The sequence below is a fragment of the Brachybacterium horti genome (genome assembly GCF_054777615.1).
In genome coordinates this window covers 957,480-972,377 of record NZ_BAAHAM010000001.1, presented here as the reverse complement: position 1 = coordinate 972,377, position 14,898 = coordinate 957,480, and the positions used below count along the sequence as shown (strand labels likewise).

Below are 14,898 nucleotides of genomic sequence, written 5' to 3'. Positions count from 1 at the left end.
GCGGGAGGACTCAGCCGGCGGCGGCCAGCACCTGGTCCGCGCGGAAGAGCAGCTGGGCGAGCTCGCCGCGGGTGACGGCGGTGGCGTCCGCCTTCAGGCCGGTGAGGGCGGAGGGCAGCATCCCGGACTGCCGCAGCCAGGCGAGGGCCGAGGTGGTGGGGTCCGCGTCCTCCGCGGCGAGGTCGGCGACGTCCTGGCTGTGGCCGCGGGCGGTGAGGCTGGGCCGGAGCAGGGCGGTGATCGTCTGGGAGGCGCTCTCGCGGCTCGCCGGCTCGTCCGGGTGCACGCACAGCGACAGGTCGCCCCACAGGGCCGCGTGCCCGAACAGCCACAGCTGCGCGTCGCGCCGCTCGGGGACGGTGTCGAGGTCCGCGAGCATAGCCGGCACGGCGTCCGACGGCACCACCGGTGCGCCCGCGAAGCGGTGCAGGGCGAGGGCCAGGTCGCCGCGGGTGACGGCGGCCCCCGGTGTGTAGCTGCCGTCCTCGAGGGCCGGCTGGACCCCATTGGCGTCCGCCCAGCGGTAGGCCTCGAGCGCGTCGTCGTCGGCGCCGACGTCGGTGAAGGTCCTGTCGGCCGTGCTCGCGGAGGCGTCCCCGCGCTGCAGCAAGAGCGCTCCGGCCGTGACCGGGAGGGCGACGGCGGCGATCGCCGCGGAGCCGAGCAGCACCGTGCGCCGGCGGTGAGGGTGCGCTGTCGGCGCCGCAGGAACCGGCTCAGGGGCCGGCGTCGGGACCGCCGGACGCGGCATCGCCGCAGGTCGCGCCGGGGTGGGCACCCCGGGGCGGCCCGCGCGCACATGCGGGGCCGCCGGTCGCCTCACAGCCATCCCAGCTCCCGCATGCGACGGATGAGCGTCCAGCCCACGGCGAGGTTGCCCCAGCCGTTGAGGTGGATCAGGTCGTGGGCGATGAGCACCGGCGGCACCACGCCCTGCGCGAGCGCGTCCTGCGTGGTCGCCTGCTCGAGCACCTGCAGCGGGGCGAGCGGCGCGCAGCTCAGCCCGCTCTCCGAGGTGAGCAGGGCCTGCACGTCCACGAAATGGTCCCCGTAGCGGGAGGCCTGCTCCGCGTTGACCGCCGCGAGCGCCTCCGCCGTGGCCGAGCCGCTGGGGTCGTGCTCGGTCGCCCACTGGCCGAGCACCAGGGTGTCCTGCTCCGGGTCCGGCGCGGCGTCCCACATGCGCTGGGTGTCCTCGAGCACGCGGGCCGTGTCCAGGATGTTGTTCTTGCCCATCCACAGCACCTGACGGGCGCCCGCGGTCTGCTCGGCGAGGGCGGAGACGAGCTGGCCCGCGGTCACCGTGGCGGAGGCGTCGCTCGGGGTGAAGATCCAGGTCCCGGAGCTGCCGTCGATCTGCCCGGGCACGTCGCCCACGCTCGCGGGGAAGCGGATCCGGCCGTGGGGTGGGAGGTCCGGGTCGAGTGCCACGGCCACGGCGCCGGTGGTGGCGTCCGGGGCGCCCTGCGGGGTGGCCTGCGGCGTGTCGAGGCCGCGCATGAGCACGGCGTGCTGGGACCAGGTCGCGCCGACGCCGTGCGCGTGGACGGTGCCGGGGGCGACCGTGAGCGCGAGGTGCTCGTGGATGCGGATGGGCAGCGGGGTGGACTCGTCGCCCCGCTCGGAGCTCATCGAGGAGGAGCCCCACAGGGCGAGGTCGCGGGTGCCGCTCGCGGTGAGCAGGGCGCGGGCCGCGGCGCTGCCGATCGCGGCGGTGGTGGAGGGGAGGGGCGCCGGGGCCGCCGGTGCGGCGACGAGGTGCGGCGCGGGCATCGAGGACCTCCGGGACCTGACGGGGTGGGCATCCCCACCGGTGCCCGATCACCGCCTACTCTACGGTCCCCGCGACGCCCTCCGGAAGGTCTCACGGCCGACGTGACGCAGTCGCCTCCCTCGCCCCTGACCAGGGACGGGGCGCGGCCGTCGGCCCGCCTCCTCGCCCTGCGGGCGGGTCAGTCCAGGGCGTAGTCGACGACCACGGGGGAGTGGTCGGAGAGCCGCACGCCGAGGTGGTCGCGGTCCACCTCCGCGCTCACCGCCGCACGCGCCAGGCGCGGCGTCGCGAGGTGGTAGTCGATCCGCCAGCCGGCGTCGTTCGCGAAGGACTGCCCGAGCCACGACCACCACGAGTACGGGCCCGCCGTGTCCGGGTGCAGGCGACGCACCACGTCCACGAGCGTGCGGGAGGACAGCTGCGCGCCCAGCCACTCCCGCTCCTCCGGCAGGAAGCCGTCGGTCTGCTGGTTGCGGCGCCACGCGGCGAGGTCCTGCTCGGTGTGCGCGATGTTGAGGTCGCCCATGAGCAGGAACTCCCGGCCCTGCGCGGCCGCGGCCCGCCGGGTGCGGGTGAGATAGCGGGAGAACGCCGCCATGAAGCCCATCTTGCGCGTGTACTTCGCACCGCCGTCGGGCGCCTCCCGCATCCGTTCCGGGCGCTGCAGGTGCGCGGGGAGGCCGCCCTTGGGCAGGTACAGGCAGGCGATCGTCACGGGAGCGTCCGCGAGATCCACCTCGAGGTAACGCCCCTGGGGGGCGAAGGGGCCGAGGCCCCGTGCGAGAGCCACGTGGTCCTGCGCCGGCACCTCCTGCAGCGGGGCCGACGGACCGCCCACGAGCGCGCTCCCGGACCAGGTGCGCACCGCCGCCGGCGGTTCCCGCGTGAGCACCGCGACCCCGTTGCGGCCGGGCAGCGTGCCCGTCTCGAGCGCCACGTGGTAGTCGCCGAACGCGCCCTCGGGCAGCACCGCAGCCTGCGCGCGCACCTCCTGCAGGGCGACCACGTCGCAGCCGCGGCCGGCGAGCCAGTCGCCGAACCCGCGGCGATGCGCGGCGCGGATCCCGTTGACGTTGGCGGTCGCGATGCGGAGCATCCCCCGAGGCTACGGGGTGGCCTGCCCGATCAGCTGACCGGGTCCCCCTGGACCGGGCCCTCGGTGTTGGGCTTCCAGCCGAGCGCCGGGGCGACGTGCCGGGCGAAGCTCTCGAGGATGTGGAGGTTCAGCTCGACGCCGGCCTGGCTGGGGATGGTGAGCATGAGCGTGTCCGCGGACTGCACCGCGGCGTCGGCCTTCAGCTCCTCGATCAGCTGGTCGGGCTCGCCCGCGTAGGTGCGTCCGAAGGTCGAGCGGGTGCCGTCGATGATGCCGATCTGGTCCGCGCCGTCCCCGGGGCGGGCGCCGAAGAGCATCCTGTCCTGCGCGGTCACGATCGGGAAGACGCTGCGGGAGACGGAGACGCGCGGGGCGTGCGTGTGCCCGGCCTCGCGGAAGGCGGTGCGGAAGGCGTCGATCTGCTCTGCCTGGAGATCGCCGAACGCGGCGCCCGTCGCCTCGGTGAGCAGGGTCGAGCTCATCATGTTCAGGCCCAGCTGGCCGGTCCACTCGGCGGTCGCGCGGGAGCCGGCACCCCACCAGATGTGGCGGATGAGCTCGGCGGACTGCGGCTCGATCGCGAGCGGGGCGTGCGGGGCGGCGTCGGACATGTAGGGCTGGGCGGCGGCGCGGGTCATCGGCTCGCCCTGGATGGCCTTCAGGAACACGTCGAACTTCGCGCGGGCGATGTCCGCGCCGCGCGGGTCCGTGGAGCCGGTGTAGCCGAAGGACTCCCAGCCGCGCTCCGCGGCCTCGGGGGCGCCGCGGGAGATGCCGAGGGCGACGCGGCCGTCGGCGATGAGGTCGAGGGCGGCGGCCTCCTCGGCGAGGTAGAGCGGGTTCTCGTAGCGCATGTCGATCACGCCGGTGCCCACCTCGATGCGCTGCGTGCGCGCGGCGACCGCGGAGAGCAGCGGCATCGGGGAGGCGGCCTGCCGCGCGAAGTGGTGCACGCGGAAGGAGGCGTTGTTGACGCCGATCTCCTCCGCGCCCACGCCGATGTCGATCGCGTCGTGGAGCATCTGACGGGCGCTGAGGCCGCCCTGGGCGGGGGAGCCGCCGTAGTGGCCGAAGCTGAGGAATCCGAAAGCGCGCATGGTCGCACCGACCTCCTAAGATCGTTGAATATTGGATCAGTGTAGGTCGCGCGGGCCGGCGCGTCGAGTGCGCAGCAGGGTCTGCGCCGTCACCTGGGCCCTGCCCATCTCCTCGGCATCCCCGGTCGACGCCGTCGTCACCAGGGCGCCCTCGTAGAGCTGATGCAGCACCGCGCCGAGTTCCGCCTCGCCGGCGATCGAGGTGAACAGTGCGCGCATCCATGCCTTCTCCTCCCGCAGCAGCTCCGCCGCCGGACCCGGCCGCGCACCCACCTCCGCCCAGGCGATCTGGAAGCTGCATCCGCGGGCAGGATCCCGGGTCCACCGCCGCGCCTCCTCGAACACCGTCTCCGCGGCGAGTGGCGGCGGCAGCGGCGGCGATGCGTCGAGCTCCGCGAGCAGATGCAGCTGCCAGGAGCGGATCCGACGCCGCAGATACGCGACGATCACGCCCTCCTTCGAGCCGAAGCGCTGATAGATCGTGCGCTTCGTGGTGCCCGCGCGCTCTGCGAGCAGGTCCACCCCGGTGACGGTGATCCCGCGCTCGTAGAAGAGGTCCGTCGCCGCCGCGAGGATCGCCTCCCCCGCCGGTGTGGAGCGGGAGTCCGCGACGGGGTGGGGTAGGTCGAGGGCGGTCATCGGCGGGTTCCTCTCGAGGGGGTGGGCGCGTGGGCGCCGGACGCTCGGTGTGGGGGTGGGAAGAGGGAACTGCGAGTATACCGATCGGTGTGTTTACCTCGACCGGTGAAGAGTCTCGCCTGGTCAGTCGTTTTCGTGCTCTGCTGGAGCTCTGGCTTCGTGGGATCCGCGCTGCTCCCCGCGGGCGCCCCGGTCGCCGCTGTGCTCGCCTGGCGCTACCTGATCACGGCGGCCCTGCTGGTCCCCGTCGCACTCCCCGTGCTGCGCCGTTCAGGGCTCGCGCCGCGCGACCTCGCCCAGCAGGCGGTGCTCGGGATCCTGGGCCACGCGGTGTTCCTGGGCGGCGTGTTCGGCGGCACCGCCGCCGGCGTGGACCCGGGCACGAGCGCCATCGTCTGCGCGATGCAGCCGCTCGTCATCCTGGTCGTGCTCCGCGTGCGCCACGGGGAGCGGATCGGTGGGCGGCGCACCGCGGGGATCGTGCTCGGCACCGCGGCGGTGCTGCTCGCCGTCGGCGGGGTCGCGGCGAGCGGTGGGGTCGCCGTGCTGCTGCCGCTCGCGAGCCTGCTGGGGCTGAGCGGCTCCGCCCTGCTCGAGCGCCGGTGGCGTCCGCGCACCGAGCCGCTCGCCGCGATCTCCCTGCAGGTCCTCGCCGCGACGCTCGTGCTGCTGCCGGTCGCCGCCGTCGCCGGCGGGCTCGACCTCATCCCCGGCCCGGGGCTCCTGCCAGGCCCTCCGCTCCTCGCGGCCCTCGCGTGGCTCGTGCTGCTCTCCGGGACCGGCGGCTACCTGGGCTTCCTCCAGTGCCTGCGCCGGATCGGCGCGAGCGCCACGAGCTCCCTGCTCTACCTCACGCCCGCCGTCACCGCACTGTGGTCCTGGCTGATGCTCGGCACGAGCCCGGCGCCCGCGCAGCTCGCCGCCCTCGTGCTCTCCGGTCTCGCCGTCGGGCTGCTCCTGCGCCGGCCGGCGCCCGGCGAGGGCTCGCGCACCGCGCACGCGGATCCCTCGCCGAGGCGCCCCGCGGTCACGCCTGCGGCGCCGCGGCCTCGACGTTCAGCTGGAACAGCACCCCATTGCGGTCCTTGACCTGACCGTAGAACGCACCCCACGGCGCCTGCTCGAGCGGCATGACGACCTCGCCTCCCGCCGCGGCGATGCGCTCCGCGAGGGCCGACGCCTCCTCCGCCGTGTCCGGAGCGATGAGGAAGGAGTAGGTCTCCGACGGGAGCGCGGGCGGGGTCTCCGACATGATCGCGTCACCGCCGGCGACGGTGAGCAGGCCGCCCGTGAGCGTGCCGTGGGCGAGCGCGCCCTGGGGCGGGGCGAAGCCGAACGCCGCCTCGGGATCGGGGAAGTCGTCGTAGCTCATGACGTCCAGCTCGCCGCCGAAGAGCTCCTGCCACTGGGCGAGGACCTCGGCGCCGTTGCCGGGGAAGTTGACGTAGGGGGAGTTCGTGGACATGAGGGACCTCCTGGCGTCGCGGCGGCCGGTCGCCGCCTGATCGCCCACAGCGTGGCACGCCCTGCCGACGATCGGAACGGCGACGAGGAGATCCCCGCGGCCCCGCTCCTCCCGCCGTCGGTCCCACCTTTCCCGCCGTGGGACCGCGGTGGGATCCTGGGCGCATGAGCACCCCGGATCCACAGGACCAGCTCGTCGTCGCCGACGTCGCCGCCTTCCGCGCCTGGCTCGACCAGCACGAGAGCACGCACGACGGCACCTGGGTGGTGCTCGCGAAGAAGGGCACCACCGAGCCCACGTCGCTCGGCTACCAGGAGGCGCTCGAGGAGGCGCTGTGCAGCGGATGGATCGACGGGCAGAAGCGCAGCCGTGACGCCGCGACCTTCCTGCAGCGCTTCACGCCCCGCCGGACCCGATCGATCTGGTCCGCGCGGAACGTGGGCATCATCGCCCGCCTCGAGGAGGAGGGGCGCATGCGCGAGCGCGGCCGCGACGAGGTGGAGCGCGCCCGGGCCGACGGACGCTGGGACGCCGTCTACGCCGGCGCCGCGACCGCCGAGGTCCCCGCCGAGCTCAACGCCGCCCTGGCCAGCGACCCCGCCGCGCGCGCCGCGTTCGAGGCGCTGCGGGGGAGCGCCCGCTACAGCGCTCTGCACCCTGTGCTCTCGGCCCGCACCGCGGCCGCCCGGGAGCGGGCGGCCACGCGGGTCCTCGAGCGCCTGCGCGCCGAGTCGGCCGGGGCCGACGGAACCGGCGAGGGCTGAGCGTGAGGCTCAGCCCTGCTGCTGGTCCCCGCCCACGACGAGCGCCCACATCACGCCGAAGCGGTCCGTGACCTGGCCGTAGTGGTCACCCCACGGTGCGAGCTCGAAAGGCATGGCGATCCTGCCGCCGGTCGTCGTGATCTTCTCGATCAGCGCCTTCGCGTCCTCGACGGTGTTCGGCCCGATGAGGAAGGAGTAGACGTCCGAGGGCAGCGGCGGCAGCTCCTCGCCGGGAGGAGCGATCCCGTCACCGCCCGCGAGGGTCACGAGCCCGCCGTGCAGCTGCGCGTGCGCGACCGCGCCGGGCGGCGGGGTGAACGGGAACCCGGAGAGATCGGGGAAGTCGTCGTACTGCATGAGCTCGAGCTCCCCGCCGAACAGCTCGCGGTAGTGCTCGAAGGCCTCGCCGGCATTGCCGGGGAACGTGATGTAGGGGCTGAACTGCGGTGCTGCCATGATCGGTCTCCCTCGACTCGACGGGCGGCGGGCCTGCCGCCCGGGCACAGTCTGGCACGCGGCGGCGGGGCCGACGAGGGTGCCGGTGCGACGGGGCGCCGCCGGATCGGCCGGGCGCCGGGCCGGAAGCCCGCCGCGTCGCCGAGGGTGCGCGGGACGACATGCCGCATCAGAAAAGGCACTCATCATGTACATGATGAGTGTTTTTTTCGGCACTGGGACCGTGCCTCGCGAGACCCGCGGCGGGTGACCCCGGCGTCCGCCCGGGTGCTGAACCCTGCGGTTTCCTTCGGTCGCCGGACGCTTCGGTCAGCGGACCCGCCGGCCACGTCGGACCCGTCGGACGTGCCGGATCGCCAGGGGTGACAAAGCGGCGGGCCCGTCGGATCGACGGGCCCGCCGGGCGGCCCGGCGCGTGAGGGCGCCGGGCCAGTCGGATCACTCGGCGTCGGCCTCGGTGGAGCTGGTGGGGCGCTGGCCGAGCTCGGAGTCGAGACGGAGCAGGCCGGAGCCGTCCTCGCCGATGAGCTTCACGCGGCCGACGATCTCGGAGACGGTCGCCTCCTCCTCGATCTGCTCGTCGACGAACCAGTTCAGGAGGGGACGGGAGTCGTAGTCGCCCTCCTGGTCTGCCGCGCGGTACAGGTCGCGGATCGCCTCGGAGACCTTCTCCTCGTGGGCGAGGGCCGCCTCGAAGATCTCGAGCACGGAGAGGCCGGTCTTCACGCCGGGCGCCTCGATCGTGCCGATCGCCGCGTGGTTGCCGCGGTCCGAGACGTGCTGGATGAACTTGTTGGCGTGGACGATCTCCTCGTCCGCCTGGTGGCGCAGCCACGCGGCGATGCCGGTGAGGTCCTGCTCGTCCGCCTCGATGGCGAGCTGGCGGTAGGTGATCGACGCCGCGAACTCGAGGGTGATCTGGTCCTGGAACTTCTTCTCAAGGGACTCGCTGAGCTTCATGCTCCTGAGACTAGCGGCGCCCGCTGGGACTGTCAGCCCCCGCGAAACAACGCCTCATCTGGGGCGACGGGGGCCGGACGGTCGATCGGTCCAGGGAGCGGTGATCGCTCGCCGTCTGTCGCGACGCCCGGGCGTCTCGACGGCGCGGCGCTCGGGCGGCTCGCCGTGGCGGCGCTCAGCCCTCGCCGTGGCGCCAGGCGAGGGCGACGAGCGCGGCGAGGACCTCCTCGTCGACGTCCGCGAGGCCGTTGACGTACACGCAGCCCGCACCGAGGCGGTGCTTGCCCAGCCGCGCCAGGAGCTCCTCCGCGCCGGGCACCCCCTGCAGGCCGTACAGGGAGATCGACGCCTTGCGGGGGCTGAACCCCACCCGCGGCCAGGTGTCCCCGCCGGGTGTGGGGGAGGGGTCCTCGCCGTAGCCGACGATGCTCGGCCCCCAGATCACGGCCTCCGTCCCGGTCGCCTCGCCGAAGAGCGCGAGCAGCCGGGCGCCCTCCTCGCGGCGGCGCGCCGTGGGCAGTCCCGCGCAGTACGCGGCGGGGTCGACGTCGGTGGGCTGGGTCTTCGCGGCCATGGCGACAGCGTAGGGGCGGGAGCCCGGCCCGGAGGTCGATCCCGGGTGGTCGATCCCGGGTGGCCGATCGCGGGCTGTCGATCGTCGGGCGGGTCAGCGCAGGTGCTCGGGCACCGGTCCCAGGCTCGTCCCCTCGATGACGTCGCCGACCACGAGCGCATGCCGCGCCGTGCGCTCGGACTCCGACGTCTCCGTGAGGGCGGCGGGCGGGCCCTCGGGATCCTCCTGCGCACGGATCAGCAGCTCCTCCATCCGCTCGACGGCGCGGCGGGCGACCTCCCGGACCGGGAGCCGCACGGTCGCCAGTCCGATGAGGTCGAGCCCGTCGGCCACGCCGTCGAAGCCGACCACGGAGACGTCCTCGGGGACGCGGGTGCCACGGGCGCGGGCGGCGCGCAGCAGGTCCAGGGCCACGTAGTCCACGGGGCACACGATCGCGGAGAGCCGATCGGCGGCGGCCGCGTCCAGCGCCCGCGTGACACCGGCCTCGACGGGTAGCAGCTCCACCGGCTCGACGTGGACGCCCAGCTCACGGCAGCGTTCGACGAGGCTGCGCATGCGCAGGTCGAACACGCGGGAGTAGAGCAGCGGGGCGGTGAGCGCGGCGATCCGGCGGTGCCCGGCCGCCGCGAGGCGCTCCGCGACGAGGCGCCCGTGGGTGCGCTCGTCATAGCTCACCGACTCGATGAGCGGATGCATGTTGGGGCGGCCCACGATCATCATCGGCACCGCGGTGAGGGTCTCGACGAGGTCCTCCGCGGCGGTGACGCCGGTGCCCACGAACACCCCGGCGACGCGCTGACCGAGCAGGCGGCGCAGGCCGTCGACCTCCGCGGTGCCGTAGTCGTGGCGGAACGCCGTGACGGAGATGAGGGTGCGCCCGGCGGCCTCGACGGCCTGGTTCACCTCGGAGTGGAGATGGCCGTAGGCGGGGTTCGTGGCGTCGCGGATGAGCAGTCCCAGCTGCCGGCCGTGGCGCTGGGCGAGGCCGCTCGCGACGAGGTTGTGGACGTAGCCGAGGCGTTTCGCGGCCTCGTGCACCTTGATCAGCGCATCGGGGGAGACGCGCTCGCCCTGGTTCTGGAACACGCGGGAGACGGTGGAGCGGGAGACCCCGGCGGCGCGGGCGACGTCCAGCATCGTCGGCGGACGGTTCATGGCGGCCTTCCGGTCGGGAGGGACAGGATCCCGGCAGGGGCGGAGCACTGCGCTGTCCTCGCCGGAGCCCTGGTCGTCGGTGCAGGGTAGCGCAGTATCCGGCTCCCTCCGGGGGAGGTGGGTGACACCCCGGTGAAGCCTCGGTGCGGCGGTCCCGCGCGCTCCCGGGCGGGGGAAGAACAGTCGTCGAGCGCGGGGTGAACAGTGGGTGGCGCGCGGGTGGAGCGAGCCACCGGAGCGGCCCCCGGGGAGCGTTCCTGAACGGCGTGGGAGCGCTCCCACCAGCAGGGACAGGCCCTGTTCACCCGAGGTTCACCCGGGGGCGTCCGTGCTGGCAGGAGCCCTGGGAGCGCTCCTACGGTGTCCGAGCGGCCACCACGGGAGCACCACCACCAGAAGCTCCGGAGCGGGTCGCCACCGGTCGCCGCAGCGCGACCCCGAACCCGGCGGGACACCACCCCCGCGATCACCCTCCACCAGGGAGACCCATGACCATGGATGTCGGTGCCCGCCCCGCGGGCGAGACCACGACGCCGCCCCGCGGGACCGCCGCGCCCGCCGTCGCCCCCGGCGACGCCCGCATCGCGCCCGAGCCGCTCCCGCAGGGCGCCACGGACGCCGAGCGGCTCGCCGCCCTCCGCGAGCGCGCCGCGACCCGCCGCCGCTCCCCGCAGCGCCGCCGCCGCACCCGCCGCGCCGCGATCCTCTTCCTCGCGCTCATCGCCCCCAACCTGCTGGCGATCCTCGTCTTCTCCTACTACCCGGCGCTCTACAACATCGGCCTCAGCTTCTTCGACTGGGACTTCGTGGAGCCGGTGCCGGAGTTCGTGGGCACGGAGAACTACACGAGCCTCTTCACGGACCCCGAGTTCGGGCAGGTCCTCCTGAACACCCTCGTGTTCAGCGCGGTCAGCGTGATCGGCTCGATCGCCGGCGGCCTGCTGCTGGGCAGCCTGCTCGCCACCAAGGTCCCCTTCACGGGCTTCGCGCAGACCATGGCCTTCGCGCCGCACATGCTCCCCGGCGCCGCCGTCGGCATCCTGTGGCTGTTCATGTTCGACCCGAACTACGGCCTCTCGCGCTGGCTGTTCTCCCTGTTCGGGCTCACCTCGCCGGACTGGACGACCACCTCGGACTGGTCGCTGTGGGCGATCACGATCGCCTACACCTGGCAGCGCCTCGGCTTCGTGACCGTCATCTGCTACACCGCGATCCTCGACCTGCCCGGGGACGTCTACGAGGCCGCCGCCCTGGACGGCGCCTCCGGCTGGTCCCTGTTCCGGCACATGACGCTGCCGCTGCTGCGGCCCATCACGTTCTTCCTCTCCATCACGGGGATCATCTCCGCCGCGCAGACCTTCGACATCATCTCGATCATGACCGGCGGCGGCCCCGGCACCTCCTCCTCGACGCTGAGCTGGATGGTCTACGAGGAGGCCTTCAAGAACTTCGACATCGGCCGGGCGAGCGCCGCCGCGACCGTGCTGCTCGTGATCCTCCTGGTCATCACCTGGGTCCAGGTCCGTCACAGCCAGAAGCAGGGGGCCGACGCATGAGCGCCACCGTCCCGGGCCGCGCCGCGACCCCCACCGCCGACCGCACGCCGCAGCCCTCGGCCCCCGGCCGAGGTGGCCGCCGACCCCGCGGCCCGCGCCGCGCCCTGTGGAAGACGATCCTGCTCACCGCGGGCGTGCTCGCCACGATCGCCGTGTTCCTCGTGCCGCTGTACTGGCTGTTCTCCTCCGCGTTCAAGCCGCGCCAGGACATCTACTCGTGGCCGCTGCGCTGGTTCCCCAGCGAGCTCACCCTCGACAACGTCGTGGAGGCGTGGACCTCCGCGCCGTTCGACCGGTTCTTCATGAACTCGATCATCACCACGGGCGTGGGCACCGTGCTCGAGGTGACCCTCGCGATCCTGTGCGCCTACGCCTTCGTGTTCGTCGAGTTCCGCTTCAAGAACATCCTGTTCGGCCTGATCATCGCCTCGCTCATGCTGCCCGGACACGTGACGCTCATCGTCAACTACATCACCGTCGCGAACCTCGGCTGGCTGAACACCTACCAGGGCATGATCCTGCCCGGCATCGCGAGCGCCTTCGCCATGTTCCTGCTGTACCAGTCGATGCGCGGGATCGACCGCGACATCCTGCAGGCCGCGGAGATCGACGGGGCCGGCCACCTGCGCCGCATGGTCACGATCGTCATCCCGCTCTCCGCGCCGATGATCCTCACCTGCACGCTGATCGTGATGGTCGGCAAGTGGAACGAGTACGTGTGGCCGCTCATCGTCACGAGCACGACCGACATGCGCACCCTGCCCATCGGCCTGCTGTTCCTGCGCAGCCAGGAGGGCTACTCGAACTGGGGCGCCATCATGGCCGGCGCCCTCTTCGTCTCCCTGCCGATGCTCATCCTCTTCTTCCTGGCCCAGAAGCGCATCATCGGCGGACTCACCGCCGGCGCGCTCAAGTGACACCCCACCACCCCACCCCCTCGCAAGGAGCCACCATGTCCCGCTCGCCCCACGGTCTCTCCCTCCCCGGCCTGTCCCGACGCAGCATGCTCACCGCCCTCGGGCTCGGCGCCGGCGCCGCCGGCCTCGCCGCCTGCGGCGCCCCCGGCGGGTCCGACGCGGCCGACGCCAGCAACCCCGTGCGCGACGGCTACGCCCAGGCCGACCTCAAGGTCCCCGCCGAGTACGACGGCCGCACCGCGGTGCTCTTCTGGGCGCCCTGGACCGGCGGCCCCTTCGAGGCCCTCGGCAAGCTCATCAAGGAGTTCAACGACTCCCAGGAGGACGTGGTCGTCGTCGCCGAGTCGGTGGGCGGCTACGCGGAGCTCAACCAGAAGTTCACCGCGGCCCTCCAGGCCCGCGCCGTGCCGGACATCGTCTGCTTCCCCGAGATGCAGTGGCTCCAGTTCCACTCCTCCGGCGCGCTCGCCCCGCTCGACGGCTACTTCGACGACGAGTGGAACCTCGACGTCTACCTGCAGAACTACGTCGCCGAGGGCAAGGCCGCCGGCCAGACCTTCGTGGTGCCCTTCGCCCGCTCGACGCCGCTGTTCTACTTCAACAAGACCCGCTACATCGAGGCCGGCCTCCCCGAGGAGGGCCCCTCGACCTGGCAGGACCTCGCCGAGTTCGCCCCCGAGCTCGCGAAGATCAAGGTCGACGGCCGCCCGCTCGCCGCGCTCGCCTTCACGGCCGACGACGCCTGGCACGGCCAGGCGGACATCTGGGGCTTCGGCGGCGCGAACTCGGACAAGGACTTCCAGGTCACGATCGACCAGGACCCGGGCCTCGAGTGGCTCGAGTGGCAGCGGAAGTTCATCCACGAGGACAAGTTCGGCTATCTCGCGCAGGCCGCGGGCACCGACTTCACCTCCGGGATCTCCGCGGGCATGCGCGGCTCCACCGCGAGCCTCACCGGCACCACCGCCGCCACCGAGGGCGTCTTCGAGGTCGGCACGGCCTTCATGCTCTCGAGCGAGGGCCAGGAGAAGGCGGTCCCCACGGGCGGCTCCGGCCTCTCCGTGGTGCGCGCGGACTCCCAGGACCGCCAGGACGCGGCCGCCGCGTTCTTCCGCTTCCTCGCGGGGCCCGAGCAGTCCGCCGCGTGGCACGCGGCGACCGGCTACGTGCCGATCGTGCAGGCCGCGGCGGAGACCTCCACCGTGAAGGACCTCGTCAAGGAGAACCCGAACTACGGGGTCGCCCTCGCCCAGCTCGAGAACGCCCGCACCGCGGACTACACGAACTGGAACCAGGGCGCGGTCACGCAGATCTCCGCCGCGCAGGCGAAGGTCTACGGCGACAACACCCCCGCGAAGGACGCCCTCGGCGCCGTCGCCCCGAAGCTGCAGGAGATCCTCGACGACAACCGCGAGGACTACGAGGCCGTGAAGTTCGAGGGCTGGAAGTGAGCGCCCCGGCGCCCGTGCGCCGCGGGACCCCGCGCTCGGCGATGCCCGCGCGGCCGGCCGTCGTCGGCCATCGCGGGGCGGCGGAGCTGGATCCGGAGAACACGGTCCGCTCCTTCCGGCGTGGTGTCGCGGAGGGCTCGGCGCTGCTCGAGTGCGACGTGCACCTGAGCGCCGACGGCCACGACGTGATCATCCACGACGCGACCCTGGACCGCACCGCGCAGGCGGACTCCCCGCTGCGCACCGGCGCGGTCGCCGAGCTCACGCGCGCCCAGCTCGACCGGGTGCTCGTGGGGGAGGGGGAGCACGTCCCCGATCTCGTCTCGGTGCTGGACGCCGCGCGGCGCGAGGACGGCACCCCGGTGCCGCTGCTCGTCGAGGTCAAGGCCCCGGCGGCCGCCTCGCTGGTCGCGCGGATCCTCCGGGAGAGGTTCGGTGCGGAGGCCTTCGCCGACGCCGCGACCGCCCCCGCCTGGATCATCTCCTTCCATGCCGAGGCGCTCGCGACCGCGCGCGCCGCGGCGCCGGAGATCCCGCGCCTGCTCACCACGACCGTGACCTCCCCGGAGTTCCTCGCGGCCGCGGAGGAGCTCGAGGTCGCCCAGATCGGGGTGCGCATCGCGGAGGCCCGTGCGGCGGACGTCGCCTGGTGCCTCGAGCACGGCGTGCAGCTGAACCTGTGGACGGCGCGCGTGGACGTCGAGCTCGAGCGGGCGCTCGAGCTGGGCTGCGACACGATCACGGTGGACGACCCCACCTGGGCGATCGAGCGGATCGAGGCCCTGACCGGCCCCTCCGCCTGACCCGTCCTTCCCTCCGGGGCCGACGGTCGCCCATCATGGTGGGCGACCGTCGGCCCCGGCCCGAACCCCCATTCCACTCCGACAGGAGCACCATGACCGCCCCCGCCACCGTCCCGCTCGTCGTCGGCCATCGCGGCGCCGCCGCCCACGCCCCGGAGAACACGCTCGCCGCGTTCCGTCGCGCGCTC

The 14,898-nt window shown here is 73.5% G+C and carries 16 protein-coding genes; 6 read left to right on the top strand and 10 right to left on the bottom strand.

What is annotated here, in order from left to right; translation table 11 throughout:
- Nucleotides 1-10 precede the first annotated feature (10 nt).
- The 5 genes from ACYVAP_RS04440 to ACYVAP_RS04420 all read right to left on the bottom strand — a co-directional run bounded on the left by ACYVAP_RS04440 (nucleotide 11) and on the right by ACYVAP_RS04420 (nucleotide 4,606).
- A complete protein-coding gene (locus tag ACYVAP_RS04440) occupies nucleotides 11-670 on the bottom strand; it encodes a hypothetical protein (RefSeq protein WP_498859716.1) in 660 nt (219 codons plus the stop codon).
- Between the two features lie 149 nt (nucleotides 671-819).
- Nucleotides 820-1,773 carry a hypothetical protein gene (locus tag ACYVAP_RS04435; RefSeq protein WP_498859715.1) on the bottom strand — a complete coding sequence of 318 codons (954 nt, stop codon included), beginning with the start codon at nucleotides 1,771-1,773 and terminating at the stop codon, nucleotides 820-822.
- Between the two features lie 179 nt (nucleotides 1,774-1,952).
- Nucleotides 1,953-2,870, bottom strand: a complete 918-nt coding sequence (locus tag ACYVAP_RS04430) for an exodeoxyribonuclease III (protein ID WP_498859714.1) — start codon at nucleotides 2,868-2,870, stop codon at nucleotides 1,953-1,955.
- A 29-nt stretch (nucleotides 2,871-2,899) separates the two neighbouring features.
- Complete coding sequence (locus ACYVAP_RS04425; protein ID WP_498859713.1) at nucleotides 2,900-3,967, bottom strand: LLM class flavin-dependent oxidoreductase; 1,068 nt, start codon at nucleotides 3,965-3,967, stop codon at nucleotides 2,900-2,902.
- A gap of 36 nt (nucleotides 3,968-4,003) precedes the next feature.
- On the bottom strand, nucleotides 4,004-4,606 hold the full coding sequence (locus ACYVAP_RS04420; protein ID WP_498859712.1) for a TetR/AcrR family transcriptional regulator: 603 nt from the start codon (nucleotides 4,604-4,606) through the stop codon (nucleotides 4,004-4,006).
- 21 nt (nucleotides 4,607-4,627) lie between these two features.
- Here ACYVAP_RS04420 and ACYVAP_RS04415 point away from each other — a divergent pair, with 21 nt between their 5' ends.
- A complete protein-coding gene (locus tag ACYVAP_RS04415) occupies nucleotides 4,628-5,695 on the top strand; it encodes a DMT family transporter (RefSeq protein WP_498859711.1) in 1,068 nt (355 codons plus the stop codon).
- Here ACYVAP_RS04415 and ACYVAP_RS04410 read toward each other — a convergent pair.
- Nucleotides 5,634-6,071: a VOC family protein gene (locus tag ACYVAP_RS04410; RefSeq protein WP_498859710.1), complete on the bottom strand. Its 438-nt coding sequence runs from the start codon at nucleotides 6,069-6,071 to the stop codon at nucleotides 5,634-5,636. The genes ACYVAP_RS04415 and ACYVAP_RS04410 overlap by 62 nt on opposite strands.
- A 164-nt stretch (nucleotides 6,072-6,235) precedes the next feature.
- Between ACYVAP_RS04410 and ACYVAP_RS04405 the strand changes: the two genes are divergently transcribed.
- On the top strand, nucleotides 6,236-6,835 hold the full coding sequence (locus ACYVAP_RS04405) for a YdeI/OmpD-associated family protein (protein WP_498859709.1): 600 nt from the start codon (nucleotides 6,236-6,238) through the stop codon (nucleotides 6,833-6,835).
- A gap of 9 nt (nucleotides 6,836-6,844) precedes the next feature.
- Here ACYVAP_RS04405 and ACYVAP_RS04400 read toward each other — a convergent pair whose 3' ends face one another.
- The 4 genes from ACYVAP_RS04400 to ACYVAP_RS04385 form a co-directional block, all read right to left on the bottom strand.
- Nucleotides 6,845-7,291: a VOC family protein gene (locus ACYVAP_RS04400; protein ID WP_498859708.1), complete on the bottom strand. Its 447-nt coding sequence runs from the start codon at nucleotides 7,289-7,291 to the stop codon at nucleotides 6,845-6,847.
- A gap of 438 nt (nucleotides 7,292-7,729) precedes the next feature.
- The gene (locus ACYVAP_RS04395; protein WP_498859707.1) at nucleotides 7,730-8,251 is read right to left on the bottom strand and encodes a ferritin; all 522 of its coding nucleotides are present in this window, start codon (nucleotides 8,249-8,251) and stop codon (nucleotides 7,730-7,732) included.
- 175 nt (nucleotides 8,252-8,426) lie between these two features.
- On the bottom strand, nucleotides 8,427-8,825 hold the full coding sequence (locus ACYVAP_RS04390) for a DUF1801 domain-containing protein (protein WP_264450932.1): 399 nt from the start codon (nucleotides 8,823-8,825) through the stop codon (nucleotides 8,427-8,429).
- A gap of 93 nt (nucleotides 8,826-8,918) precedes the next feature.
- Nucleotides 8,919-9,983 carry a LacI family DNA-binding transcriptional regulator gene (locus tag ACYVAP_RS04385; protein ID WP_498859706.1) on the bottom strand — a complete coding sequence of 355 codons (1,065 nt, stop codon included), beginning with the start codon at nucleotides 9,981-9,983 and terminating at the stop codon, nucleotides 8,919-8,921.
- Between the two features lie 488 nt (nucleotides 9,984-10,471).
- Here ACYVAP_RS04385 and ACYVAP_RS04380 point away from each other — a divergent pair, with 488 nt between their 5' ends.
- Genes ACYVAP_RS04380 through ACYVAP_RS04365 form a run of 4 tightly spaced genes read left to right on the top strand, consistent with a single transcriptional unit; the run spans nucleotide 10,472 to nucleotide 14,710 of the window.
- The gene (locus ACYVAP_RS04380; protein WP_264450934.1) at nucleotides 10,472-11,539 is read left to right on the top strand and encodes a carbohydrate ABC transporter permease; all 1,068 of its coding nucleotides are present in this window, start codon (nucleotides 10,472-10,474) and stop codon (nucleotides 11,537-11,539) included.
- On the top strand, nucleotides 11,536-12,456 hold the full coding sequence (locus tag ACYVAP_RS04375) for a carbohydrate ABC transporter permease (protein WP_264450935.1): 921 nt from the start codon (nucleotides 11,536-11,538) through the stop codon (nucleotides 12,454-12,456). The genes ACYVAP_RS04380 and ACYVAP_RS04375 overlap by 4 nt, the downstream gene beginning before the upstream one ends.
- A gap of 35 nt (nucleotides 12,457-12,491) precedes the next feature.
- A complete protein-coding gene (locus ACYVAP_RS04370; RefSeq protein WP_498859705.1) occupies nucleotides 12,492-13,907 on the top strand; it encodes a type 2 periplasmic-binding domain-containing protein in 1,416 nt (471 codons plus the stop codon).
- Nucleotides 13,904-14,710, top strand: a complete 807-nt coding sequence (locus ACYVAP_RS04365) for a glycerophosphodiester phosphodiesterase (protein ID WP_498859704.1) — start codon at nucleotides 13,904-13,906, stop codon at nucleotides 14,708-14,710. Before ACYVAP_RS04370 ends, ACYVAP_RS04365 begins: the two co-directional genes overlap by 4 nt.
- Nucleotides 14,711-14,898: the final 188 nt, after the last annotated feature.

Coding starts and splice junctions, on each gene's coding strand:
- ACYVAP_RS04435 (WP_498859715.1), bottom strand. CDS start 1,773: ATGCCCGCGCCGCACCTCGTCGCCGCACCGGCGGCCCCGGCGCCCCTC.
- ACYVAP_RS04430 (WP_498859714.1), bottom strand. CDS start 2,870: ATGCTCCGCATCGCGACCGCCAACGTCAACGGGATCCGCGCCGCGCAT.
- ACYVAP_RS04425 (WP_498859713.1), bottom strand. CDS start 3,967: ATGCGCGCTTTCGGATTCCTCAGCTTCGGCCACTACGGCGGCTCCCCC.
- ACYVAP_RS04420 (WP_498859712.1), bottom strand. CDS start 4,606: ATGACCGCCCTCGACCTACCCCACCCCGTCGCGGACTCCCGCTCCACA.
- ACYVAP_RS04410 (WP_498859710.1), bottom strand. CDS start 6,071: ATGTCCACGAACTCCCCCTACGTCAACTTCCCCGGCAACGGCGCCGAG.
- ACYVAP_RS04405 (WP_498859709.1), top strand. CDS start 6,236: ATGAGCACCCCGGATCCACAGGACCAGCTCGTCGTCGCCGACGTCGCC.
- ACYVAP_RS04400 (WP_498859708.1), bottom strand. CDS start 7,291: ATGGCAGCACCGCAGTTCAGCCCCTACATCACGTTCCCCGGCAATGCC.
- ACYVAP_RS04395 (WP_498859707.1), bottom strand. CDS start 8,251: ATGAAGCTCAGCGAGTCCCTTGAGAAGAAGTTCCAGGACCAGATCACC.
- ACYVAP_RS04390 (WP_264450932.1), bottom strand. CDS start 8,825: ATGGCCGCGAAGACCCAGCCCACCGACGTCGACCCCGCCGCGTACTGC.
- ACYVAP_RS04385 (WP_498859706.1), bottom strand. CDS start 9,983: ATGAACCGTCCGCCGACGATGCTGGACGTCGCCCGCGCCGCCGGGGTC.
- ACYVAP_RS04380 (WP_264450934.1), top strand. CDS start 10,472: ATGACCATGGATGTCGGTGCCCGCCCCGCGGGCGAGACCACGACGCCG.
- ACYVAP_RS04375 (WP_264450935.1), top strand. CDS start 11,536: ATGAGCGCCACCGTCCCGGGCCGCGCCGCGACCCCCACCGCCGACCGC.
- ACYVAP_RS04370 (WP_498859705.1), top strand. CDS start 12,492: ATGTCCCGCTCGCCCCACGGTCTCTCCCTCCCCGGCCTGTCCCGACGC.